This window comes from Afipia sp. GAS231 (assembly GCF_900103365.1).
Taxonomy (GTDB): Bacteria; Pseudomonadota; Alphaproteobacteria; order Rhizobiales; family Xanthobacteraceae; genus Bradyrhizobium.
In genome coordinates this window covers 1,944,854-1,968,904 of the sequence record NZ_LT629703.1, presented here as the reverse complement: position 1 = coordinate 1,968,904, position 24,051 = coordinate 1,944,854, and the positions used below count along the sequence as shown (strand labels likewise).

Sequence of the window (24,051 nt, the reverse complement as noted above, 5' to 3'; positions counted from 1 at the left end):
GGTGCTGCACCCGGCATCGAATATTGCGTGCATGACGCCGTTCCAGTCGACGCGGGCGCTGCCCTGCGATCAGCCGGTCTGGGTATATGGCAGTCCCTGCGAAGTCGATCTGGGTCTGGGAAGATACCGGCCCTGCGATTGAGACTTGCCGATCATCTTCTCCCGCGAGCGTTGCGGGAGCGGTTGGACCTGAAGAACCTGCGCATCAAGATACTTCATGGACGTCAATAGCTCATCTGCCGAGAGGCTTGCCGCCGCGATGGGCCATCATCGTGCGGGCAATTTGATCGAAGCCGAACGCTTGTACCGGCTGCTCTGCGATGCTGAACCCCGCAATGCGCGAGCCTTGCATTTGCTTGGTCTCGTGACCCATCAGATGGGGCGGAAGGGTGCGGCCGCGCTGGTCGGCGGCGCGGTTGCCCTCGATCCGGCCTTTGCCGAAGCACATAATGACCACGGAGTCATTTTGGCGGCTGAGGGCAACCTGATCGAGGCTCCGGCCTGCTTCGAGCGTGCGCTCATGCTCAAGCCGAATTTCCATGACGCGCGCAACAACCTTGGGCGCGCCTTGCAAAGACTTGGCAGATCCGACGAGGCGGTGATCCAGTTCGAGCAGGCGCTAGACGGTTCTCCGAACCCCGCTCTCGCACATTTCAATCTGGCCATGGCCTTCAAGCAGCAGGGCGCGATGGCGCAAACTGTCGTGCATTTGCACAAGGCGGCAGTGCTGCAACCAGATTTCTTCGAGGCCCATATCAACCTCGCCATCCTGTTCCAGGAATCCGGCCGACTGGCTGAAGCGCTGGCTGCCGCCGAATCCGCCGTGGCGCTCAGGCCGAACTCGGCCGGAGCGCGCAACAACCTCGGCAACGTCTTGCGCGCCGTCGGTCGCCTTGATGACGCGGTCGTGCAGTATGACACCGCCCTCGGGGCTGCGCCCGATTTCGTGATGGCCCACTACAATCGCGGCATGGCGCTTCGCGGTCAGAGCAAGATTGAGCAGGCGAGGGAGAGTTTCGCGCGGGCGCTCATGCTCCAGCCCGATTTTCTCGAAGCTGAGTTCGCGATGTGCATCGCGGAACTGCCGATTGTCTATGAGGATGCCGCAGCGATCGTCGACCGGCGTCGCGTCTATCGTGAGAGGCTGGCGAAGCTGGTTGCAGATGTCGAAAAAGCCGGTGCGCCGGAAGTGCTGGCCAGCGCCGTGGGATCGCATCAACCTTTCTATCTTCCCTACCAGGGCATGGATGACCGGGACTTGCAGAAATCCTATGGCGCCCTGGTGGGCAGGATCATGGGGTCACACTATCCGGTGCCGCCGCTGCCGCCCGGCCCGGCGCCGGGCGAGCCGATCAGGCTTGGCATTGTCAGCGGCTTCTTTCGCCAGCATTCCAACTGGAAAATTCCTATCAAGGGATGGCTCGAACAGCTCGACCGCAAGCGATTCCGTGTCTTTGGATACTATACCGCCGCTGACCGGGATACCGAGACCGAGGTTGCCGAACGGTTGTGCGATCGATTTGTTCAGGGCCCGTTATCTCCCGAAGCCTGGCGGCGGACGATTCTGGCGGATGCACCTCACATTCTGCTTTATCCGGAAATCGGCATGGACATAACAACCGCCCAGTTGGCGGCGCGGCGGCTTGCCAGTGTCCAGTGCTGTTCGTGGGGACACCCGGTCACCAGCGGATTTCCGACAATGGACTACTTTATCAGCAGCGACTTGATGGAGCCTCCTGACGGTGAATCGCACTATTCCGAAAAGCTGATACGGCTCCCCAACCTGTCGATCTATTACGAGCCGATTGAAAGCCGGCCCGCGCAACTCGACCGGTCCACACTTGGTTTGCGGCCGGATGCGATCGTGTATTGGTGCTGCCAGTCGCTGCCGAAATACCTCCCGCAGTTCGATCAGGTGTTCGCGCGCATTGCGCGCGAGGTCGGCAACTGCCAATTCACCTTCATCGAATTTGCCGGCAATCAGCAGGTTAACGAGACCTTCAGGAGACGCCTTGATCGCGCTTTCGCGGACCAGGGATTGCAGGCCTCCAATCATTGTGTCGTTCTGCCTCGCCTCGAACCCGATAAATTCGTTTCAGCGATCGGACAATGCGATATCGTGCTTGATAGCATTGGCTGGTCCGGTTGTAATTCGACGCTGGAGAGCCTTGCTCATAATCTTCCCATCGTCACACTTGCCGGCAATTTGATGCGGGGAAGGCACACGGCCGCTATTCTCGAGATGATGGGAATTCGAGAAACAACGGCACAGACCATTGACGAATACGTAGCAATCGCCGTCAACCTCGGTCGCAATGCGCAGGAGCGGGCTGCGGTGGCGGTAAGGATCAAGGCAAACAAGCATCGAGTCTATCGCGATCAGGCCAGCATCGCGGCCCTTCAGGATTTCATGACCCTCGCGTTGAGCCGCGCCTAAGGCCAATCATCCTTGCGTGGCTGCTGGTGCCACTGGCGTATGATCAGGGGTACCGGATTTTCCGACGAGGTCATCCTTGAAGCGCGATCTCCCGCTCGATGCCGATCACCTGCAGAAAGGCCTGGTCGTGGCTTACCACGATCAGCGCACCGTCAAATCCCAGCAGCGCCTTTTCCAGTTCCTCGATCGAGGCGAGATCGAGATGATTGGTTGGCTCGTCCAGCAGCAATAGCAGCGGCGGCTCCGGCCGCGCGAACACGCAGGCCATGCCCGCGCGCAGCCGCTCGCCGCCACTGAGCGTACCCGCGATCTGCAGCGCTGCGCGGTTGCGGAAGGCAAACCGCGCCAGCGCGGCGTGGGCCTCATTGGCCGTCAGCTCCGGGTTGAGCCGGCGAAGATTGTCGAGAATGCTCGTTGCGGGATCGAGCAGGCCGACATGCTGGTCGAGCACGGCGACGCGCGTGGTCAGGCGGTCGATCTCTCCGCTCCAAGGCGTGAGCTCTCCCGTTATCAGGCGGAACAGGGTTGTCTTGCCGGAACCGTTGGCGCCGCGAATTGCGATGCGCTCGGGACCGCGCACCTCCAGGGATAGCGGACCGAACAATTGGCGCTCCCCAAACCTCATCGCCACCTCCTTGAAGGCGATCAGCGCGCGGCCGCGCGGCAGATGTGTCGGGGGAAGCTCGATCGCAAGCGGCGTCAGGATTTCGACTTGCGCACGGGCCGCCTCGAGCGCTTCGGTGCGATCGCCGATCAGGCGTTCGGCCAGTCGGCTTTCGCGCGCGCCGCTTTCTTCCGCCTGCTGCTTGCTGGCATCCAGCAGGATTTTGCTGTGGCTGCCCGAGGCGCGGTAGGCGCGGCCGGCCTTGTCGCGGCGTGCTTTCTTCTCCTGCGCCTTCTGCAAGGCGCGTTCGGTATGGCGCAACGCGTCCGATGCGCGGTCGAGGTTCGCTTCGGCGCGGGCGCGGGCGGCATCGCGCGCCTGCGCAAAGCCGGACCACGCCCCGCCGAATACGTTGACGCCGATCGGTGTCAACTCGACGATACGGTCGACGCGTTCCAGCAACGCGCGGTCGTGGCTGGCGACGAGAACGCCGCCTTGCCAGCGGTCGAGCAGTTGGGCCACGGCCTGTCTTCCATCGGTGTCGAGATTGTTGGTGGGCTCATCGAGCAGCAGCAGATCCGGCGCCTCGATCACGAGGCGTGCCAGCGCGACCCGCGTGCGTTCGCCGCCGCTCAATGAGGCGATCGGGCGGTCCAGCGGCATCGAGGCCAGGCCGGTTTCGACCAAGGCTGTCTGCAGCCGCTCTTCCAGAGTCCAGTCGGCCCCCGCGGCGTCGTCGAGCGAACCTTCGCCGCGCTCGAGCCGCTGCAGACGCGTAAGCTCGGCTTCGACGCCGAGCGCCTGGGCCACGGTGAGGCGGTCATCGGCCAATTGGGCAAGCATGCCGATCGTGCCGATGCGGCGCAGCGATCCGCTTGCAGGTTCGATATCGCGCGCGATCAGGCGCAACAGCGCGGATTTGCCGCCGCCGTTGCGGCCGACCAGGCCGGTTCGCTCGCGCGCAAACGCAAGCGTCAGACCATCGAACAGCGGACGGCCGTCAGGGGTGACGAGGGAAATCGAATCCAGAACGAGAAATGCAGACATGGAGAGCTTCCGAAATGGACACGTGTCGCGGAGCGGTGAGCTTTGCGATGTCCATTTCTCTCTCCATGGGAGCTGTCGTGACGGATTCAGCCGGCATTGCCTCGGCAATAGCGGCTATCACGATCATTAAATACGCGTCGGCGCGGTACGTCTAGGCTTGCGGCCGGACGTCCGGCGCCGCAGCGGCGGCGGTGGGTATTGCGCGCGTCCGGAAATAATCGAGCACGAACAGCCGGATCGCCGACGACAAATTGCCCTGTTGGCGGTTGCCGTCGATCTCGCCGACCAGTTCGGACAGCGTCATGTTTCGCAAGCCCGAGATTTCCTTCATGCCGTTCCAGAAGGCTTCCTCGAGGCTGACGCTGGTCTTGTGACCGGCGACGACGATCGAACGTTTGACAACGGGCGACTTCATGATGCGTCTCCGTCATCGAGGTTTTCTTGGAGATTGTCTTGGAGATTGTTTTGGAGCTTGTGTTGTTCCAGCAGATGACTGGCGCGATCCTTTGCCTGCTCATCGACCGCGCGTTCGGATTTGGTGCGGCCAAAGCGCGCACGATTGGCGTCGGCCTGTTTCGCCGACTGCTCCCGATCGTTGCGCTTCTTGAATCGCTTCAGGTTGACGATGTCCCCCATGCCCACCTCCATCATTCAGCGGCTCGAGGGTGTGGCGCTTGATTTCGCAAGCAGGAATTTCGCAAGTAGAAGCGGTCGCGCGGCGCGCAAGAAAATCCGATGGTCATCCAGAATCCCCGTGTCGAACTCTTTGATAGCATCAAAAAATGAATTTCGCTCTGCGAAAACGGCATAATGAATGCTGGTACCATGCGCCAGCGCGACGGCGATAGATGATCCACCTCATTCTTTAGGCGTTATGATCTATAATTATATCACTCACCCGTAGTTTCCCGGGGGCGGTGCGACAGTCAGCCCGGGTGTGTCATTTTGTCCGGCTGCACCAGCCGATCGAATTCGTCAGCAGCAACAAACCCTAGGCGCACAGCCTCTTCTTTCAATGTGGTTCCGCGCGCATGCGCCGATTTGGCGACCTTGGCCGCGTTATCGTAACCGATTTTCGGCGCGAGCGCCGTCACCAGCATCAGGGAACGCTGCATCAAGTCGTGGATGCGCTTTTCGTCGGCGCGTATGCCCACAACGCAATGCTCGGTAAAGGAGCGAACCACGTCCGACAGCAACTGAATGGAATTCATCATACAATATGCCAGTACGGGCTTGTAGACGTTCAGCTCGAAATGCCCCTGGCTGCCGGCCACCGTAACGGCGGTCTGGTTGCCGAACACCTGGCAGCAGACCATGGTCATCGCTTCGCACTGGGTCGGGTTGACCTTGCCGGGCATGATCGACGAGCCCGGTTCGTTTTCGGGCAGAATCAACTCGCCGAGGCCGGAGCGCGGCCCCGATCCCAGGAAGCGAATGTCGTTGGCGATCTTGAACAGGCCGGTTGCCATCGAATTGATCACGCCATGCACCGACACGTAAGCGTCGTTGGAGGCCAGCGCCTCGAACTTGTTCGGCGCGCTGGTGAACGGCAGTTTGGTAATTTTGGCGACGTGCCGCGCAAACGACTTGGCGAATTTCGGTTTCGAGTTGAGGCCGGTGCCGACGGCGGTGCCGCCCTGCGCCAGCGGGTAAAGATCCTTCACCGCGACCCGCAACCGCGCGATGCCGCTCTCGACCTGCGCGGCGTAACCGGAGAATTCCTGCCCGAGCGTCAGCGGCGTCGCATCCTGGGTGTGGGTGCGGCCGATTTTCACGATCTTCGCGAACGCCTTCTCCTTCCTGCGCAGCTCACGAAGCAGCTCGCTGAGCGCCGGGATCAGGTCGGCGACGATGCGTCCGGCCGCGGCAATATGCATCGCGGTCGGAAATGAATCGTTCGAGGACTGGCTCATATTGACGTGATCGTTGGGATGAACCGGCTTCTTGGCGCCGAGTTCGCCACCGAGCATCTCGTTGGCGCGGTTGGCGATCACCTCGTTGAGGTTCATGTTGGTCTGGGTGCCGGAGCCGGTCTGCCAGACCACCAGCGGAAAATGGTCGTCGAGCTTGCCCTCGATCACCTCGCGCGCGGCGCGGGTGATGGCGCCGGTGCGGCGGATATCGAGCAGCCCGAGCTCACGGTTGGTTTGCGCGGCGGCAAGTTTGACGATGCCCAGCGCATGGACGATGCCGATCGGCATCCGGTCGTGGCCGATCCTGAAATTCTGCCGCGAGCGTTCGGTCTGCGCGCCCCAGTAGCGATCGGAGGCGACGTCGATCGGACCAAAACTGTCGGTCTCGCTGCGGGTGGATTTGTTTCCGGATGTTTCTGATCGAGCCATAAGCAATGTCCGTTACGCCTGAATTGGCAGAACGTTCACTCTACAGCGCCGATGAATGTCCCGCGCTTAGATTATTTCTTGCGGAAGCGATCCAGCCGCACCACCTCGGCGCCTTCGCTCGGCTTCGCCGGTTCGTCCGTGCTCTCGGCGGCAGGCGGGGAGGCGGCGACGGGCAAGGCTGACGGCACGGGAACGGCGGGGAGCTTGGCTCCCGGCGCCTCTGCGGCAACGTCGGCCTCTGACGGCTCGAACTGCAATCCGAACTGTACCGAAGGATCGAGAAAACTCTTGATCGCGGCGAACGGAACCACCAGCCGCTCCGGGATGCCGCCGAACGACAGGCCGACTTCGAACCGATCCTCGGTCACGACCAGGTCCCAGAACTGATGCTGCAGGATGATCGTCATCTCCTCCGGATATTGCGCGAGCAGCCGCGGCGACAGCTTCACGCCCTCGGCGGTGGAGACGAAGGTGATGAAGAAATGATGCTCACCCGGCAGGCCGTGTTCGGCGGCGTCGGTCAGCACGCGGCGCAGCACCCCGCGCAGCGCATCGCGCGCCAGCACGTCATAACGGATGTGATCGGTCGCCATGGAAGTCCTGTTACGTTGAAATGGCCGCGATGCCGGTCACCCGACTCGCCTTTTGACCCATGCTACCCCGGCCTGCGTCGCAGGTCAGCAGCCGTCATGGAACGAATTTGCAGCAGAAACCCCCGCCAGAGGGCAAATTGCGGGAAAAAATCAAAGTGGAGGCTTCTGTTGCCAGGTGCCTCCGAACCCCGCCTAGCGGAGCTTAACCCACCAGGACTTTAGACTTGGTCTTTCAAACTGCGTTACGCAGCCTGAGCAACCGGAGCATAGTTGTCGTTTGCAACTATTGCATAGCCCGATAACGGCGGAACCATACCGGGAAAAAACACGCCCTTTACGCCCTCGTCGATCCTGGTTCGCCCCCGCCGAAACCCGCTGAACATCATGCCCAACTGACGGATTTTGGTGGAGGCGCCGGGTACTGCCCCCGGGTCCGAATGGTTTATTGCGACGGCAATTTATTTCCATAGCCGGCGAACCGGCACCCCCAATATAGGGCGAAAACGGCGAGAAAAACAGGCCCCGGCCGCGCCGGAAATCCGCCCCCTCAATTTTGCGGGGCACGTTCCACATCACAGGAATTCGCCGAATTGCGTTGGCCTCCCGCGTGCGGGCGTTCTAGTTTTAGACATGCCTTCGGATTCTCCATCGGCCGCCGTCCCGGCGCCCGACATTCCAGCTTCCATCCCGCCAAACCAGCCCGGCCTGTTCGAGCTGTTCGTGGCGTTTGCCAAAATGTCGCTGGCGGGCTTCGGCGGCGTGCTGGTTTGGGCCCGGCGCGGCATCGTCGACAAGTACCGCTGGATGACGGCGGAGGAATTCAACGAAACCTTTGCGCTGTGCCATTTCCTGCCGGGCCCGAACATCGTCAATCTGTCGGTCGTATTCGGATCGCGGTTTCGCGGCATTGCAGGTGGCCTGGCGGCGTTTGCCGGACTGGTCGGCCCGCCGATGGTGATCGCGACCGTTCTGGCGGCCGTTTACGCCCGCTACGGCGAGATCGACGTACTACGGCGGATACTGGCTGGTGTCGCCTGCGCGGCGGTCGGACTTTTGCTGGCGGTCGTGTTCAAGATGATGATGCCGCTGATCAAGAAGCGAGATGCCGTCGGGCTTTTGACCATGGTCGCGGTGTTTATCGCGATCGGACTGTTCCGCCTGCCGCTGCAGGCGGTGCTGCTGGTCGGGATCCCGCTCAGCCTCGCCACTACTTATTACATGCGCCGCCGGGTGAACGGATGAATTCAGACGCCAACCCGATTTGGAAGCTCGTTTGGACTTTCGCTTTGATGTCGCTGTTTGCGGTTGGTGGCGCGAATTCGGCCGTTCCCGAAATGCACCGCATCGCGGTCGACGTGCACCATTGGATGACCGACAGGCAATTTGCCGACATCTTCGCCATTTCCCAGCTCTCGCCGGGTCCGAACGTGCTGATCGTGACGCTGATCGGCTATTCGGTGGCGGGTGTGGCCGGCGCGCTGACCGCGACGGTTGCGATGTGCGGTCCGACCGCCATCCTTGCCTATTATGTGAGCCGGCTGCTGGCGCGATCGAGCCATTCGCCCTGGCCTGCTATCATTCAGGCGGCGCTAGTTCCGCTTTCGATCGGGTTGATGGGCGCCAGCGGCCTGATTTTGGCGCTGACGTCGGATCGGAGTTGGGTCGCCGGCCTGATCACGGTGGCGGCCGCGGTGCTGGCTTTTGCCACACGCCTTAACCCGCTGTGGATGCTGGTGGCCGGAGGGGTTTTGGGTTTTGCTGGCGTTATCTGAGGAAAATCGCTAGGCAAGGCCGGGGTCTGCACTAAACACTATCCAAACAATATGGGCGGGAAAGCCCAGTCCGGGGAGAGAGATCGATGAGTGATACGCCGAGCCATGTGCCGGTCAAATTCAAGATGCCGAAATGGGTTCGCGGTCCGCAGGATTTTGTCGGCGGAGTTGCACTCATGGCGATCGCCGTCTTTGCCTTGTGGGCATCGAGCGATTTGCAGGGCATGCACGGGTTTTCGTTCGGCGCCGGAACCGTTCCTCGGATGTTCTCGGTGCTTTTGCTGGGGCTGGGCGCGGCCGTTACGGCGATGGGGCTTCTATATGAGGGCGAACACATCACGGTCTATGCGTGGCGCGGCCCGCTGTTCGTGTCGTTGGCCATTATTTCTTTCGCAGTCACGATCCGCCCGCTGGGTCTCGTCATCTCGGCCTTTGCCAGCTTCATCATTTCCGCGCTGGGAACGCCGGAGACCAAGTGGAAGGAAACCATCATCGTCGGCATCTGCCTGACGATCGGTTGCAGTCTGCTGTTCCCCTATGCGCTCGGGCTGCCGCTGCAGCTCTTCCCGCGTTTCCTGGTTCAGTGAGGGCGTAATGGCTGATCTCTTTTCCAACCTCGCCCTCGGCTTCGGCGTTGCCCTCACGCCGATCAATCTGCTGCTGTGCCTGATCGGCGCGCTGGTCGGCACGCTCGTTGGCGTGCTGCCGGGTATCGGCACCATCGCCACGGTCGCAATGCTGCTGCCGATCACCTTCGGCCTGCCGCCGGTCGGCGCCCTGATCATGCTCGCCGGCATTTACTACGGCGCGCAATATGGCGGCTCGACCACCTCGATCCTGGTCAATATTCCGGGTGAGGCGACGTCGGTCGTGACCACACTCGACGGCTTCCAGATGGCCAAGCAGGGCCGCGCCGGCCCGGCGCTGGCGATCGCCGCGATCGGCTCGTTCTTCGCCGGCTGCGTCGCGACCGTGCTGATCGCGGTGCTCGGTGCGCCCTTGACCAAGCTCGCGCTGGCCTTCGGTCCTGCCGAATATTTCTCGCTGATGGTGCTCGGCCTGATCTTTGCGGTGGTGCTGGCCAAGGGCTCGGTGCTGAAGGCGATCGCGATGATCGTGTTCGGGCTCTTGCTCTCGATGGTCGGCTCCGACATCGAAACCGGCGCCTCGCGCATGGCCTTCAACATCCCCGAACTCGCTGACGGTCTCGGCTTCGCCACGGTGGCGATGGGCGTGTTCGGTTTTGCGGAAATCATCCGCAACCTCGACGCCGGCGCCGAGATGGACCGCGATCTGGTCCAGCAGAAGATCACCGGTCTGATGCCGACGAAAAAGGACCTGATCGATTCCGCACCGGCCATCATCCGCGGCACCATCCTCGGATCGATCCTCGGCATTTTGCCCGGCGGCGGCGCGGTCATCGCCTCGTTCGCGGCCTATACGCTGGAGAAGAAGATCGCCAAGGATCCGTCGCGGTTCGGCCGTGGCGCGATCGAAGGCGTGGCGGCGCCGGAAAGCGCCAACAACGCCGCGGCGCAGACCTCGTTCATTCCGCTGCTGACACTCGGCATCCCGCCGAACGCGGTGATGGCGCTGATGGTCGGTGCGATGACCATTCACGGCATCGTGCCGGGTCCGCAGGTGATGCAGAAGCAGCCCGAACTGGTCTGGGGCATGATCGCCTCGATGTGGATCGGCAACCTGATGCTGATCATCATCAACCTGCCGCTGGTCGGCATCTGGGTGCGGTTGCTGCGGGTGCCGTACCGGCTGATGTTCCCCTCGATCGTGATCTTCTGTGCGATCGGCATCTACTCCATCAACAACGCGCCGGTCGACGTCGTCCTCGCCGGTGCGTTCGGCCTGCTCGGCTATTGGCTGATCAAGCATGATTTCGAGCCGGCGCCGCTGCTGCTCGGAATGGTGCTGGGTCCGCTGATGGAAGAAAACCTGCGCCGGGCGCTCTTGATCTCGCGCGGCGACTGGTCGGTATTCCTGACCCGTCCGCTGTCGGCGATTTTGATGGCGATCGCAGCCTTCCTGCTCGTGTTGGCGGTGCTGCCGTCGCTGCGCAAGAAACGCGACGAGGTGTTCGTGGAGTCCGAAAGCTGATCTTGAGCTGACTGCGCCGACCCTGCGTCGGTGCGCCGCATCCCGAAGTCGAATCGACTTCAGGCGTGCTGCTGTGAGATGAAAATGCCGGCCCTCGTGGCCGGCATTTTTTTACGGGCTTTCCTGGAGAGACAGCGATGAGTAGTTACGGGCGCTCGCTTGCGAGCGGTTGCGTTGCCATGCTTGCCGCGCTGTGCGCCGTTGCGGCGCAGGCTGAGGCGCAAGCCTATCCGACGCGCGGCATCACCATGATCGTGCCGTTCGCGGCCGGCGGGCCGACTGACGTCATCTCGCGCATCGTCACCGGCCACATGGCGCAGACACTCGGCCAGAGCATCATCATCGAGAACGTGGTCGGCGCCGGTGGCACCACCGCCACCACGCGCGCGGCGCGCGCCGCCAATGACGGCTACACGCTGATCACCGGGCACATGGGCACGCACGCGGCCGCGGTGCCGCTGTATCCGAGTCTGGCCTATCATCCCGAGAAGGATTTCGAGCCGGTCGGCCTGCTCGCGGGCACGCCGATCCTGATCCTGGCGCGCAAGGATTTTCCGCCAAAGGATCTGAAGGAATTCATCGCCCATGTGAAGGCCAACGAGGCCAAGCTGAACGCCGCGCATGCCGGCGTCGGCTCGGTGTCGCATGTTTCGTGTCAGCTCCTGAATTCGGTGCTCGACATCAGGCCGACCGGCGTTCCCTTCAACGGCACGGGTCCGGCGATGAATGCGCTGGTCGGCGGGCAGGTCGATTACATGTGCGACCAGATCGTCAACGCGGTGCCGCAGGTCAACGCCGGCACCATCAAGGCCTATGCGGTGGCGACGACGGAGCGCAATCCGTCGCTATCAGATGTTCCGACCACCGCGGAGGCGGGCCTTCCGGCATTCCAGGCCCAGGCGTGGAACGCGATCTTTGCGCCGAAGGGAACACCGGCGCCGGTTATCGCCAAACTCAACGAGGCGATCGGCAAGGCCCTCAATGAAGAGGCCGTCCGCAAGCGCCTGCTCGAACTCGGCAGCGTGATCCCGGCGCCAGCGGAACGCACCCCGGAGGCGCTGGCGGCATTGGTCAAATCCGAAATTGCGAAATGGACGCCGGTGCTCAAGCCAGCAAGTTAGTCAACGCGATCAAATGGATAGGTGAGGGGCGGGACCCGGGTTCCGCCCCTTGTTGTTTGTGGGCGGAGTGATCATTTTTCCGGGTATAATCGGTTTCAGCAGCCGAATCGGCGTGTCGGTCGGCTATCCCGGCCGCTAAATTCGCGATCCCGAAAAGCCCGAAACGTCAGCCATGAATCAGTATCACGATCTGCTCGAACGGATTCTCGCCGATGGCGCCGAGAAGCACGACCGCACCGGTACCGGTACGCTGTCGATCTTCGGCCATCAGATGCGCTTCAATCTGTCGGCGGGGTTTCCAATGCTGACCACCAAGCGATTGCCGCTGAAGGCGATCGTGCATGAGCTGCTGTGGTTCCTGGCCGGCGACACCAACATCAAATACCTCAGGGATAACGGCGTTTCGATCTGGGATGAATGGGCCGACGCCAATGGCGATCTCGGCCCGGTCTACGGTTCGCAATGGCGGTCCTGGCCGGCGCCGGACGGCCGCAGCATCGACCAGATTTCCAACGTCGTCGACATGATCAAACGCAATCCGGATTCGCGGCGGCTGATCGTGAGTGCGTGGAATCCGGCCGACGTCGACAAGATGGCGCTGCCGCCCTGTCACTGCCTGTTCCAGTTCTATGTCGCGAACGGCAAATTGTCGTGCCAGCTCTACCAGCGTTCGGCCGATGTGTTCCTCGGTGTGCCCTTCAACATCGCTTCCTACGCTTTGCTCACGATGATGGTGGCGCAGGTGACGGGCCTCAAGCCTGGTGATTTCGTGCACTCGCTCGGCGATGCGCATCTGTATTCGAACCACCTCGAGCAGGCGCGGCTGCAACTGACGCGTCCGACGCGCCAATTGCCGGTCATGAAGATCAATCCCGATGTGAAGGACATCTTCGCGTTCCGCTACGAAGACTTTGCGCTCGAAGGTTACGACCCGCATCCGCACATCAAGGCCCAGGTTGCTGTATGAGTCGCGGTGTGAGCGATTGAATGTCCCTTGTCATCCGCCGCGTGCGCCAGGGTGAAGCAGGACTTGTCCTGTCCTTTGTTCGCGAACTCGCCGAATATGAAAAGCTGCTCCACGAAGTGGAGGCGACCGAAGCCGACCTCGACGCGGCGCTGTTCGGTGCTAATCCCCGGCTGTTTTGCGAAATCGCCGTGTGGAACGGCGAGCCTGCCGGGTTCGCGGTCTGGTTCATCAATTTCTCGACCTTTAGCGGCCGCTCCGGCATCTATCTGGAAGACCTGTTCGTTCGCCCGCCGTTGCGCGGCAAGGGCATCGGCAAGGCACTGCTGGCGCATCTCGCCGGCGAGTGCGTGGCAAAGGGCTGGTCGCGCCTGCAATGGTCCGTACTGGACTGGAACGCGCCATCGATCGAATTCTACAAATCGCTCGGCGCCGAATTGATGGACGAGTGGACGGTTTGCCGGGTCGGCGGTCCGGCGTTGACGGCACTTGCGCAAGGGGCACGCTGATGGAAATCGTCATGGTCGTAGCCGTCGCCGAAAACGGCGTGATCGGCGCCAATGGCGCGATGCCTTGGCGGTTGAAATCCGACTTGCAGCGTTTCAAGGCGCTGACGTTTGGCCGGCCGGTCGTGATGGGCCGCAAGACCTTCGCGTCGATCGGCCGGCCGCTGCCGGGCCGAACCAATATCGTGATGACGCGCGACCCTGATTTTCGTAGCCCCGGAGTCGTCGTGACCGGTACGCCCGCGGATGCCATGGCGATCGCGACCGGCGATGCGCTGCGGCGTTTCGCCACTGAGATTGCGATCATCGGCGGCGTCGAAATCTTCGCGCAATGGATGGATCGCGCCGATCGGCTGGAAATCACCGAAGTGCACGCCCGGCCCGATGGCGATACGCGCTTCGCCACAATTGATGCGGCGGACTGGGAAGAGGTCGCGCGCGTGCGAAATCCGGCGGGTCCCGACGACAGCGCCGACTTCTCCTATGTGACATTTCGTCGGCGCGATCAGCCTTAACCCTCGCATTAACCGCGCTAACCAATGTTTACATTGACAATTATGGCTTCAGGCATAGCTGCTTCGGGCGCCAAGCTTGCGTTGTAAGGGCCCGGGCGGTCCCCTATAAAGCCGGGCGGATAGGCGAGGCCGGGTATCCCACCCAAACAGGCGGACCCGGGCCCCGCGGAGGAGAGCTATATGCCGTGGAAGAATCAAGGCGGGGGCCCGTGGGGCTCGGGTCCGAAAGGACCGTGGGGCAACGGTCCGCAGTCCGTTGGGCCAAGGCCTCCCGATCTTGAGGACCTTCTGCGCCGTGGCCAGGACCGGCTGCAGCAGCTGCTGCCCGGCGGCCATTTCAGCGGCATGGGCATCGCTTTGGTGCTGATCGGCGCGCTGGCGATCTGGGGCCTGTCCGGATTTTTCCGCGTGCAGTCGGAAGAGCTCGGTGTCGTGCTGCGCTTCGGCAAGCATGTGCGCACGGTGCAGCCTGGCCTGAACTATCATCTGCCCTATCCGATCGAGACCGTGCTGCTGCCGAAGGCGCTGCGCGTCTCCACCATTTCGATCGGCATGACCCTGATCGACGATCCGGCGCGGCGCGGCCGCACCATGCGCGACGTGCCGGAAGAAAGCCTGATGCTGACCGGCGACGAGAACATCGTCGACGTCGACTTCACCGTGTTGTGGCGGATCAAGCCCGACGGCGTTGGCAACTATCTCTTCAACATCCAGAATCCCGAAGGCACCGTGAAGGCCGTGGCTGAAAGCGCGATGCGCGAGGTCGTCGGCCGCGCCAACATCCAGCCGATCCTCACCGGCGCCCGCACCACGACCGAGGCGGGCGTGCAGGACCTCATGCAGAAGACACTCGACAGCTATGGCGCGGGCATCCTGGTGCAGCAGGTGCAGATGCAGAAGGTCGATCCGCCGGCGCAGGTGATCGACGCGTTCCGCGACGTGCAGGCCGCACGCGCGGACCTCGAGCGGCTGCAGAACGAAGCGCAGACCTATGCCAACCGTGTCGTTCCCGACGCACGTGGCCGTGCCTCGCAGATCCTCCAGGTTGCCGAAGGCTACCAGCAGCAGGCGATCGCCGAGGCCAAGGGCCAGAGCGCGCGCTTCATCAAGGTTTACGACGAATACAAGAAGGCGCCCGACGTGACGCGACAGCGTATCTATCTGGAGACGATGGAACGGGTCCTCGGCGGTTCCGAGAAGCTGGTCTATGACGGCGGCGGTAATGGGCAGAATATCGTGCCGTATCTGCCGCTCAGCGAGTTGACGCCGCGGCGTCCGCAGGCGCCGGCCACGACCGGCCAGCCGCAGCAGGGAGGCACCCGATGAGATCCCCCGTTACGGGCATTGCTGCCCTGATCATCCTGTTTGTTGTCGTCATCATCGGCTACAGCTCGGTCTTCACCGTCTCGCAGACCGAACAGGTGCTGGTGGTGCGGCTCGGCGAGCCGGTGCGCGTCGTCACTGATCCCGGCCTGAACTTCAAGGCGCCGTTCATCGACAGCGTGATCTCGATCGACAAGCGGATCCTCGACCTGGAAAACCCGTCGCAGGAAGTGATCGCATCCGATCAGAAGCGGCTGGTGGTCGATGCTTTCGCCCGCTACCGCATCAAGAACGCGCTGCGCTTCTACCAGAGCGTCGGTACGATCCAGGCCGCCAACATCCAGCTCACGACGCTGTTGAACGCGTCGCTGCGCCGGGTGCTCGGCGAGGTCACCTTCATCACGGTGGTGCGCGACGAGCGCGAAGCGCTGATGAACCGGATCCGCGACCAGCTCGACAAGGAGGCCGACGGTTACGGCATCCAGGTGGTCGACGTCCGCATCCGCCGCGCCGACCTGCCGGAGCAGAACAGCCAGGCGGTCTACCAGCGGATGCAGACCGAACGGCAGCGCGAGGCGGCGGAGTTCCGCGCCCAGGGCGGCCAGAAGGCGCAGGAGATCCGCTCGAAGGCCGATCGCGAGGCCACGGTGATCATCGCCGAGGCCAATTCGACCGCCGAACAGACCCGGGGCGCCGGCGATGCCGAGCGCAACCGCCTGTTCGCCGAGGCCTATGGCAAGGATCCGGACTTCTTCGCGTTCTACCGCTCGATGACCGCCTATGAGAACGGGCTCAAGTCGAGCGATACCCGTTTCCTGCTGCAGCCCAATTCGGAGTTCTTCCGGTTCTTCGCCAATCCGGCCGGCCATCCGCCGGTGGCGGCCGCCCCGGCTGTGCCTAAGCCGTAAGGTTGGCGGGAGGTTACAAAAGGTGTAGCGAAGCGGAACTCGCATCGCTGCCATAAGCGCAAAAAAGGCGCTGCTAACGGGAGGTTGCCATCCGATGAGGTCCATAGCGTTCACCGACTTCCTCATCGGTGTGGGAATCCTGTTTGTGCTGGAAGGCCTGATGTTTGCGGCGAGCCCGGCCTGGATGCGCCGCGCCATGAAAAGCGCACTGGCAACGCCGGATAATATTCTTCGGGTGGTCGGCATCGGATCGGCGGTCGCGGGTCTGATCCTGATCTGGTTCGTCCGACGGTAGTTTTGTCCCCCTGTCATTCCGGGGCGCGAAGCGAACCTCAGGTGCGCTGTTGCGCACCGGGGAATCTCGAGATTCCGGGTTCATGCTTCGCATGCCCCGGAATGACAGCGTCAATCGTTTGCAAGCCCCTGTTGCATCAACGAAATCGTGAGCCGCCGGCGGCCGGTTTTTCGCCGGATTGTCCGGCTCAAATGCTTGCGCCGCGGACCTGTTCGGGCGCACTGTGGACCCCATCGACCCCATGGAGAGAAGCTGACATGACCGGTGCCAGACCCGCCTTGAGCCGCAGCCTGCGCCTGATGGGGCTCGCGATCACGCTTGGCGCCGCCAGCCTGCTGGCATCTGCGCCGGCCAGCGCGCGGGGGCCGGACGGCATCGCCGACATTGCCGAGAAGGTGATCGACGCCGTCGTCAACATCTCGACCTCGCAGACCGTGGAGGCCAAGGGCGGTGGCGACCGGGGCGCGATGCCGCAATTGCCGCCGGGTTCGCCGTTCGAGGAATTCTTCGACGACTTCTTCAAGAACAGGCGCGGCGGCGGCCCCAAGGGCGGTGACAAGAACAGCGATATGCAGCCGCGCAAGACCAATTCGCTCGGCTCCGGCTTCATCGTCGATACGTCAGGCGTCGTCGTCACCAACAATCACGTCATCGCCGACGCTGACGAGATCAACGTGATCATGAACGACGGCACCAAGATCAAGGCCGAGCTGGTCGGCGTCGACAAGAAGACCGATATCGCGGTTCTCAAGTTCAAGCCGGTGAAGCCGCTGATCGCCGTCAAGTTCGGCGATTCCGACAAGCTGCGTCTCGGCGAATGGGTGATCGCGATCGGCAATCCGTTCTCGCTCGGCGGCTCGGTCACGGCCGGCATCGTCTCGGCGCGCAACCGCGACATCAGCCAGGGGCCGTACGACAACTACATCCAGACCGACGCCTCGATCAATCGCGGCAATTCCGGTGGCCCGTTGTTCAACCTCGATGGCGATGTGGTCGGTGTCAACACGCTGATCATTTCCCCGACCGGCGGCTCGATCGGCCTCGGCTTCGCGGTGCCGTCCAAGACGGTCGCCGGCGTCGTCGATCAGCTCCGCCAGTTCGGTGAACTGCGCCGCGGCTGGCTCGGCGTGCGCATCCAGCAGGTCACCGACGAGATCGCCGAAAGCCTCAGCATCAAGCCCGCCCGTGGCGCGCTGGTGGCGGGGGTCGACGACAAGGGCCCGGCAAAACCCGCGGGCATCGAACCCGGCGACGTCGTGGTCAAGTTCGACGGCAAGGACGTCAAGGATCCGAAGGACCTGTCGCGCGTGGTGGCCGACACCGCGGTCGGCAAGGAAGTCGATGTCGTGATCATCCGCAAAGGCAATGAGGAAACCCGCAAGGTGACGCTCGGCCGCCTGGAGGATACCGACAAGGCGCAACAGGCTACCGCCAAGGCCAAGGAAGAGCCGGCCGAAAAGCCCGTGACGCAAAAGGCGCTCGGCCTCGACCTGGCGACGCTGAGCAAGGACCTGCGCACCAAGTACAAGATCAAGGAAAGCGTCAAGGGCGTGGTCGTCACCGGTGTCGACGGCACGTCGGATGCCGCCGAAAAGCGGCTGTCCGCCGGCGACGTCATCGTCGAGGTGGCGCAGGAGGCGGTGAGCAACGCCGCCGACATCAAGAAGCGCGTCGACCAGCTCAAGAAGGACGGCAAGAAGTCGGTGCTGCTGCTGGTCGCCAACGGCGACGGCGAGTTGCGCTTCGTCGCGCTGAGCGTGCAGTAGGGCGGCGGAAGCTTTCACCCCGTCATGGCCGGGTCATCTAGTGCGAAGCACGCCCTCGCACTAGATGATCCGGCTAGCCATAGCCTTCGCAAGACTTGTTTCAAAATGGATGGACGCCCGGATCAAGTCCGCGCATGACTTCTATGCCGCCGGGCGACCCCGCAGCATCCCGGCAATGCCGAGATCTTCGTCGAGTGCGGGCCAGTGAATACCCATCGCCATCAGCTCGAACTGCGCTCGCTCCGACGGGCTGGCGTCGCGGAGCCGCGGATACCAGGCAAGAGGGGTCGCGATCTTGCGGCCATCTGCCAAAGTAACGACTAGTTCGTCGGCGGTGAAGGCGACCGAGACGGGGCGGATATCACCGACCTCAATTTCCAAAGTGCTCATGCCATTTGCCTTCAAGGAAATCGCGCTGCGATCTCAGGTGACGAATAATAGCGCCAATTTCATGCGCAGGAAATCCCGCATTGATCGCGACAGAGAGGTCATGCAGCCAGAATTTGGCTTCAAAATCACCCGAACGAACGTGAATATGCGGCGGCTCTCCGCGCTCGTTGGAATAAAAGAACGCGCGATAGGGTCCCCAGCGCAGGACGGTTGGCATTCGACCTATCCCTCCACAAACTCCTCGCGCCGATAGCCCTGCGCGTATAACAGCGCGCTGAGATCGCCGTAGTCGATCCGGGCGGCGGCAGCCGCCGCAACGGCGGGCTTGGCGTGATAGGCGACGCCGAGGCCGGCCGCCTCGATCATGCCGAGATCGTTGGCGCCGTCGCCGGTCACCAGCGTGTCGATCTCGTCGAGATCGAAGGATTCGCGCAGCTCGATCAGGGTTGCGAGTTTGGTGGCGCGGCCCACGATCGGCTCGGTGACTTCGCCGGTGAGTTTGCCGTCGCGCACCTTCAATTCGTTGGCGCGGTTTTCCTGAAATCCGATCTTGGCGGCGACCGCGCTGGTGAACAGCGTGAAGCCGCCCGAGATCAGGCAGGTCCAGGCGCCGTGCGCGCGCATCGTGGCAACCAGCTCGCGGCCGCCCGGCGTCAGCGTGATGCGTTTTTCGAGCACCTCGTCGATCACGCCGACCGGCAAATCCGTCAGCAGCGCGACGCGCTCACGCAGCGCGGGTTCAAACTCAATCTCGCCGCGCATCGCGCGTTCGGTGATGGCGGCGACATGCGCTTTCAGGCCGGCGAAATCGGCCAGCTCGTCGATGCATTCCTGGCCGATCATGGTGGAATCCATGTCGGCCAGAAAAAGCTTCTTGCGCCGGAACGCGGCAGGCTGCACCACAATGTCGATCGGCAGGTCGCCGCGCGCCTTTTGCAGGCGGGCTATGATCGCCTTGATATCGTCGCTACCCTCAAAGGGGATATCGACCGCCACCTCGTCGAACAGCCATTGCGCCCGTCCGGGCGAAGGCAGCACGGCGAGCGCGCCGTCGACGATGGTGGAGTCGAGCGCGGGGTTGACGGGATTGCAAATGAGCGTGGCGACGAGGGACATGCAGGCGGGTTCGCAAGGTTTGAGCAAGCAGGATGTGAGCAAGCGAGACTTGAGTAAGGCGGTGCTTATCGCAGGGCCGACCGCCAGCGGCAAGTCGGCGCTGGCGCTCGAGCTGGCGCAAAAAACCGGCGGCGTCGTCATCAACACCGATTCCATGCAGGTCTATCGCGACCTCCACATCATCACGGCGCGACCGACGCCGGACGAAGAGGCGGTCGTGCCGCATCGTCTCTACGGCCATGTCGATGCGGCCGTGAATTTTTCCGCCGGCGCCTGGGTGACGGACGCAGCAAAAGTGCTGGCAGACGCGCGCGCACAGGGACGCCTGCCGATCTTCGCCGGCGGTTCCGGCCTGTATTTCAAGGCGCTGACGCGCGGTCTGTCGGCAGTGCCGCCGATTGCCGCCGAGGTGCGCGAGGACGTCCGCGCGCGGCTGGAACGGGACGGCGTCGAAGCGCTGCATGCCGAGCTTGCTGTACGCGATCCGGCTTCGGCCGATCGCCTCAAGCCGCGCGACCGCACCCGGATCGCGCGGGCGCTGGAGGTGGTGGAAGCCACCGGCCGCTCGCTGACCGACTGGCACCGGGAGGGCCTGCCGCCGCTGCTGCCGCCGGGTGAGTTTGCGGCACTGTTCATCGCGCCCGAACGCGATGCGCTCTACGCCCGGATCGATACCCGGTTCGATGCGATGCTGGCGGGCGGGGCGCTGGACGAGGTTGCCGCGCTGGCCTCGCGAAACCTCGATCCGCTGCTGCCGGCGATGAAAGCCCACGGCGTACCGGCGCTGATCCGCCACCTCAAGGGCGAGATCACGCGCGAGGCCGCCGCCGAGACCGCCCGCGCCGACACCCGCCATTACGCCAAGCGGCAATTCACCTGGTTCCGGCATCAGCTGCCGGAGTTTGAATGGGTGGCGCCGGAGGCGGCGAGGGCGTGGGTGGAGGCCCTGACCCAGTTGCCTGAAGGCCACTGATCAGCCCCGCGCATGGCGGGAACCGCAAATTCGCACTCGCCGAATGACCGGAACACGGTTAAGCTGCCAAAATCGCGCTGAACGCCGCCTTCCCTTGACTTCCGGGGATCGGGCGGTATAACCCGCGCAACCTTTGGGAAGTCCGAGACCTCGAATGCGTAATATTATTACCAAGTTCCTTATCGTAGTCGTACCCAGGCGCACCGCCGGGGGTGGCTGAAGGCCATCCACATTCGGACGGTGCGCATGGGGCCTCTGGGGCCCTTTTTTATTTCCTAAATTCCCGAAACCGACAGAAGGCCGCTGGCAGCAGCGGATCCCGACAAGCCAAAGAAAACGTCAAGGAAAACGCCATGACCGACAACAGCCACGATCCGAACCAGATGACCGGCGCCGCGATGATCGTGCGCGCGCTCATCGATCATGGCGTCGAGCACCTGTTCGGCTATCCCGGCGGCGCGGTGCTTCCGATCTACGACGAGATTTTTCAGCAGAGCGAAGTCGAACACATCCTGGTCCGCCATGAGCAGGGCGCCGGCCACGCCGCCGAGGGCTACGCGCGCTCGACCGGCAAGCCGGGCGTGGTGCTGGTGACCTCGGGTCCCGGCGCCACCAACATGGTGACGCCGCTGACGGACGCGCTGATGGATTCAATCCCGCTGGTCTGCATCACCGGCCAGGTGCCGACGCATCTGATCGGCAATGACGCGTTCCAGGAATGCGACACCGTCGGCATCACCCGTCCCTGCACCAAGCACAACTGGCTGGTGCGCGACGTCAACGATCTCGCCAAGGTGCTGCACGAGGCGTTTTACGTTGCCACCACCGGCCGTCCCGGTCCGGTGCTGGTCGACGTGCCCAAGGATGTGCAGTTCGCCGTCGGCACCTACCATCCGCCGCGCAAGTCCGACGTGCATGTGTCGTATACGCCGCGGGTGAAGGGCGATGCGGCGCAGATCCGCAAGGCCGTGGCGCTGCTGGCGTCCGCCAAGCGGCCGGTGATCTATTCCGGCGGTGGCGTCATCAATTCCGGACCCGAGGCGTCGAAGCTGCTGCGCGACCTGGTCGAAGCCACAGGCTTCCCGATCACCTCGACGCTGATGGGGCTCGGCGCTTATCCTGCGACCGGCAAGAACTGGCTGGGCATGCTCGGCATGCACGGCACCTACGAGGCCAACATGACGATGCACGATTGCGACGTCATGCTCTGCGTCGGCGCGCGCTTCGACGACCGTATCACCGGCCGCGTCGATGCGTTCTCGCCGAATTCGAAGAAGATCCATATCGACATCGATCCATCCTCGATCAACAAGAACATCCGCGTCGACGTACCGATCATCGGCGACTGCGGCAACGTGCTCGGCGACTTGCTGCAGGTGTTCAAGGCGGAAGCCAAGAAGCCCGACATCAAGGCCTGGTGGGGGGAGATCGCCAAATGGCGCGCGCGAAATTCGCTCGCCTACAAGAAGAACAACGAAATCATCCTGCCGCAATACGCCATCGAGCGGCTGTTCGAGGCAACGCGCGGCCGCGACACCTACATCACGACGGAGGTCGGCCAGCACCAGATGTGGGCGGCGCAGTTCTTCGGCTTCGAGGAACCGCACCGCTGGATGACGTCGGGCGGTCTCGGCACCATGGGCTATGGCCTGCCGGCGGCGCTGGGCGTCCAGGTCGCCCATCGCGACAGCCTCGTCATCGACATTGCCGGCGACGCGTCGGTGCAGATGACGATGCAGGAGATGTCGACGGCGGTTCAGTACGAACTGCCGATCAAGATCTTCATCCTGAACAACCAGTACATGGGCATGGTGCGGCAGTGGCAGCAGCTTCTGCATGGCAACCGGCTGTCGCATTCCTATTCGGAAGCGCTGCCGGATTTCGTCAAGCTCGCGGACGCGTTCGGCTGCGTCGGCCTGCAGGCGATCAAGCCCGGCGATCTCGACGGCGCGATCAAGGAAATGATCTCGATCAAGCGCCCGGTGCTGTTCGACTGCCGCGTCGCGGCGCTGGAAAACTGCTTCCCGATGATCCCATCGGGCAAGGCGCACAACGAAATGCTGTTGCCGGCGGAAGCTACCGACGAAGCCACCGCCGCGGCCTTCGCCGGCGGCAAGGCGCTGGTGTGATGGCGTCCATCACAAATTCCACTGTCATCGCCCGGCTTGACCGGGCGATCCAGTACGCCGCGGCGTCTCGATTGCATTCGGACGCCTCTGGAATACTGGATCCCCACTTTCGCGGGGATGACAAGAAGAGGACTTGGACAGAGAACGAAAATGTTTGATCTCAGCCAGCTCGAGCACGCGCATGAAGTCGTCGCGGCGGCAATGCCGCCGACGCCGGCGCATGCGTGGCCGCTGCTGGCACAGCGGCTCGGCGCCACTGTGATCGTCAAGCACGAGAACCACACGCCGATCGGTGCTTTCAAGGTGCGCGGCGGGCTGGTCTATGTCGACCGTCTGAAGCGCGAACGGCCCGGCATCGCCGGCTTGATCTCGGCGACGCGCGGCAATCACGGCCAGAGCCTTGCGTTCGCGGCGGGCCGCTCCCGGCTACCGGTGACGATCTACGTTCCGCGCGGCAACTCGGTCGAGAAGAACCGCGCGATGCAGGCGTTCGGTGCCGAGCTGATCGAACATGGCGAGGATTTCGAGGCGGCCCGTCTTGAAGCCTTCCGCCAGGCCGAGGCGCGCGGGCTTGAAATCGTGCCGTCGTTCCATCCCGATCTGGTTCGGGGTGTCGCGACCTACGCCCTCGAACTATTTCGCGCTGCGCCCGACCTCGACGTGCTTTATGTGCCAATCGGGCAGGGCTCCGGCATCTGCGGCTGCATTCTGGCGCGCGACCTGTTGGGGCTGAAGACCGAAATCGTCGGCGTGCAGTCGACCGAAGCGCCGTCCTATGCGCTGTCGTTCGCCACCGGCAAGATCGTCTCGACCGAGACCAGCAACACGCGGGCCGACGGCATGGCAACACGCGTGCCTGATCCGGATGCGTTGTCGATCATCGCGAAGGGCGCATCGCGTATCGTGCAGGTCACCGACGACGAGATCGGTGCCGCTGTCCGCGCCTATTGGACCGACACGCATAATCTGGCCGAAGGCGCGGGTGCGGCTCCGCTCGCCGCGGCGCTGCAGGAAAAAGCCCGCAATCGCGGCAAACGCGTCGGACTGATTTTGTCCGGCGGCAACATCGATTTCGATCTGTTTCAGAAATGGATCGCGCAGGAAGTTGTCACCACGCCAGATCGAATGGCGGTGTGAG

At 63.1% G+C, this 24,051-nt stretch carries 24 protein-coding genes and 1 other RNA gene; 16 read left to right on the top strand and 9 right to left on the bottom strand.

Translation table 11 applies throughout. The features are described from left to right. Positions 1-217 precede the first annotated feature (217 nt). Positions 218-2,437: a tetratricopeptide repeat protein gene (locus BLS26_RS09425; RefSeq protein ID WP_092510414.1), complete on the top strand. Its 2,220-nt coding sequence runs from the start codon at positions 218-220 to the stop codon at positions 2,435-2,437. Between the two features lie 70 nt (positions 2,438-2,507). Here the strand turns inward: BLS26_RS09425 and BLS26_RS09420 are convergent, their stop codons facing one another. The 6 genes from BLS26_RS09420 to ssrA form a co-directional block, all read right to left on the bottom strand. Continuing rightward, a complete protein-coding gene (locus BLS26_RS09420; protein WP_092510412.1) occupies positions 2,508-4,088 on the bottom strand; it encodes an ABC-F family ATP-binding cassette domain-containing protein in 1,581 nt (526 codons plus the stop codon). Positions 4,089-4,239: 151 nt separating this feature from the next. Then, positions 4,240-4,503: a ribbon-helix-helix domain-containing protein gene (locus BLS26_RS09415; RefSeq protein ID WP_092510410.1), complete on the bottom strand. Its 264-nt coding sequence runs from the start codon at positions 4,501-4,503 to the stop codon at positions 4,240-4,242. Beyond that, positions 4,500-4,724 (bottom strand): DUF4169 family protein, encoded by a 225-nt coding sequence (locus BLS26_RS09410; protein ID WP_092517866.1) that lies wholly within the window; start codon positions 4,722-4,724, stop codon positions 4,500-4,502. Before BLS26_RS09410 ends, BLS26_RS09415 begins: the two co-directional genes overlap by 4 nt. A 290-nt stretch (positions 4,725-5,014) precedes the next feature. Next, positions 5,015-6,430 (bottom strand): class II fumarate hydratase, encoded by a 1,416-nt coding sequence (fumC, locus tag BLS26_RS09405; protein WP_092510408.1) that lies wholly within the window; start codon positions 6,428-6,430, stop codon positions 5,015-5,017. A 71-nt stretch (positions 6,431-6,501) separates the two neighbouring features. Next, complete coding sequence (locus BLS26_RS09400) at positions 6,502-7,023, bottom strand: SspB family protein (RefSeq protein ID WP_092510406.1); 522 nt, start codon at positions 7,021-7,023, stop codon at positions 6,502-6,504. A gap of 154 nt (positions 7,024-7,177) precedes the next feature. Further along, positions 7,178-7,545: a transfer-messenger RNA gene (gene ssrA / locus BLS26_RS09395) on the bottom strand. A 108-nt stretch (positions 7,546-7,653) separates the two neighbouring features. Between ssrA and BLS26_RS09390 the strand changes: the two genes are divergently transcribed. From BLS26_RS09390 to BLS26_RS09335, 12 genes are all read left to right on the top strand, one after another. Continuing rightward, positions 7,654-8,265, top strand: a complete 612-nt coding sequence (locus tag BLS26_RS09390; RefSeq protein ID WP_092510405.1) for a chromate transporter — start codon at positions 7,654-7,656, stop codon at positions 8,263-8,265. After that, positions 8,262-8,795 carry a chromate transporter gene (locus tag BLS26_RS09385; protein WP_092510403.1) on the top strand — a complete coding sequence of 178 codons (534 nt, stop codon included), beginning with the start codon at positions 8,262-8,264 and terminating at the stop codon, positions 8,793-8,795. Before BLS26_RS09390 ends, BLS26_RS09385 begins: the two co-directional genes overlap by 4 nt. 176 nt (positions 8,796-8,971) lie before the next feature. Next, positions 8,972-9,382: a tripartite tricarboxylate transporter TctB family protein gene (locus BLS26_RS09380; protein ID WP_244541895.1), complete on the top strand. Its 411-nt coding sequence runs from the start codon at positions 8,972-8,974 to the stop codon at positions 9,380-9,382. Positions 9,383-9,389: 7 nt separating this feature from the next. Continuing rightward, positions 9,390-10,907 carry a tripartite tricarboxylate transporter permease gene (locus BLS26_RS09375; RefSeq protein ID WP_092510400.1) on the top strand — a complete coding sequence of 506 codons (1,518 nt, stop codon included), beginning with the start codon at positions 9,390-9,392 and terminating at the stop codon, positions 10,905-10,907. Positions 10,908-11,044: 137 nt separating this feature from the next. Next, positions 11,045-12,028, top strand: a complete 984-nt coding sequence (locus BLS26_RS09370; RefSeq protein ID WP_092510398.1) for a tripartite tricarboxylate transporter substrate binding protein BugD — start codon at positions 11,045-11,047, stop codon at positions 12,026-12,028. Between the two features lie 172 nt (positions 12,029-12,200). Continuing rightward, positions 12,201-12,995: a thymidylate synthase gene (locus BLS26_RS09365; protein ID WP_092510396.1), complete on the top strand. Its 795-nt coding sequence runs from the start codon at positions 12,201-12,203 to the stop codon at positions 12,993-12,995. 20 nt (positions 12,996-13,015) lie between these two features. Continuing rightward, a complete protein-coding gene (locus tag BLS26_RS09360) occupies positions 13,016-13,501 on the top strand; it encodes a GNAT family N-acetyltransferase (protein ID WP_092510394.1) in 486 nt (161 codons plus the stop codon). Next, entirely contained in the window at positions 13,501-14,013 is a 513-nt protein-coding gene (locus BLS26_RS09355) for a dihydrofolate reductase (protein ID WP_092510392.1), read from the top strand. The genes BLS26_RS09360 and BLS26_RS09355 overlap by 1 nt, the downstream gene beginning before the upstream one ends. Positions 14,014-14,193: 180 nt before the next feature. Continuing rightward, on the top strand, positions 14,194-15,339 hold the full coding sequence (gene hflK / locus BLS26_RS09350) for an FtsH protease activity modulator HflK (protein ID WP_092510390.1): 1,146 nt from the start codon (positions 14,194-14,196) through the stop codon (positions 15,337-15,339). Beyond that, entirely contained in the window at positions 15,336-16,244 is a 909-nt protein-coding gene (hflC, locus tag BLS26_RS09345) for a protease modulator HflC (protein ID WP_092510388.1), read from the top strand. The genes hflK and hflC overlap by 4 nt, the downstream gene beginning before the upstream one ends. Positions 16,245-16,338: 94 nt before the next feature. Continuing rightward, positions 16,339-16,539 carry a DUF2065 domain-containing protein gene (locus BLS26_RS09340; protein WP_092510386.1) on the top strand — a complete coding sequence of 67 codons (201 nt, stop codon included), beginning with the start codon at positions 16,339-16,341 and terminating at the stop codon, positions 16,537-16,539. A gap of 257 nt (positions 16,540-16,796) precedes the next feature. After that, positions 16,797-18,305, top strand: coding sequence for a Do family serine endopeptidase (locus BLS26_RS09335; protein ID WP_092510384.1), 1,509 nt, complete (start codon positions 16,797-16,799; stop codon positions 18,303-18,305). Between the two features lie 141 nt (positions 18,306-18,446). Here the strand turns inward: BLS26_RS09335 and BLS26_RS09330 are convergent, their stop codons facing one another. The 3 genes from BLS26_RS09330 to serB are packed head-to-tail and all read right to left on the bottom strand — an operon-like array spanning position 18,447 to position 19,811. Beyond that, entirely contained in the window at positions 18,447-18,695 is a 249-nt protein-coding gene (locus BLS26_RS09330) for a DUF2442 domain-containing protein (protein ID WP_092510382.1), read from the bottom strand. After that, positions 18,676-18,912 (bottom strand): DUF4160 domain-containing protein, encoded by a 237-nt coding sequence (locus BLS26_RS09325; protein ID WP_092510380.1) that lies wholly within the window; start codon positions 18,910-18,912, stop codon positions 18,676-18,678. Before BLS26_RS09325 ends, BLS26_RS09330 begins: the two co-directional genes overlap by 20 nt. Before the next feature lie 5 nt (positions 18,913-18,917). Beyond that, positions 18,918-19,811, bottom strand: a complete 894-nt coding sequence (gene serB, locus BLS26_RS09320; RefSeq protein ID WP_092510378.1) for a phosphoserine phosphatase SerB — start codon at positions 19,809-19,811, stop codon at positions 18,918-18,920. Between serB and miaA the strand changes: the two genes are divergently transcribed. The 3 genes from miaA (at position 19,810) to BLS26_RS09305 (ending at position 24,050) form a co-directional block, all read left to right on the top strand. Then, positions 19,810-20,784, top strand: coding sequence for a tRNA (adenosine(37)-N6)-dimethylallyltransferase MiaA (gene miaA, locus BLS26_RS09315; RefSeq protein ID WP_172804784.1), 975 nt, complete (start codon positions 19,810-19,812; stop codon positions 20,782-20,784). The two genes, serB and miaA, sit on opposite strands and share 2 nt — an antisense overlap. A gap of 353 nt (positions 20,785-21,137) precedes the next feature. Further along, positions 21,138-22,913 carry an acetolactate synthase 3 large subunit gene (locus tag BLS26_RS09310; protein ID WP_092510376.1) on the top strand — a complete coding sequence of 592 codons (1,776 nt, stop codon included), beginning with the start codon at positions 21,138-21,140 and terminating at the stop codon, positions 22,911-22,913. Between the two features lie 150 nt (positions 22,914-23,063). Further along, positions 23,064-24,050, top strand: a complete 987-nt coding sequence (locus tag BLS26_RS09305; protein ID WP_092510374.1) for a threonine dehydratase — start codon at positions 23,064-23,066, stop codon at positions 24,048-24,050. Position 24,051 lies beyond the last annotated feature (1 nt).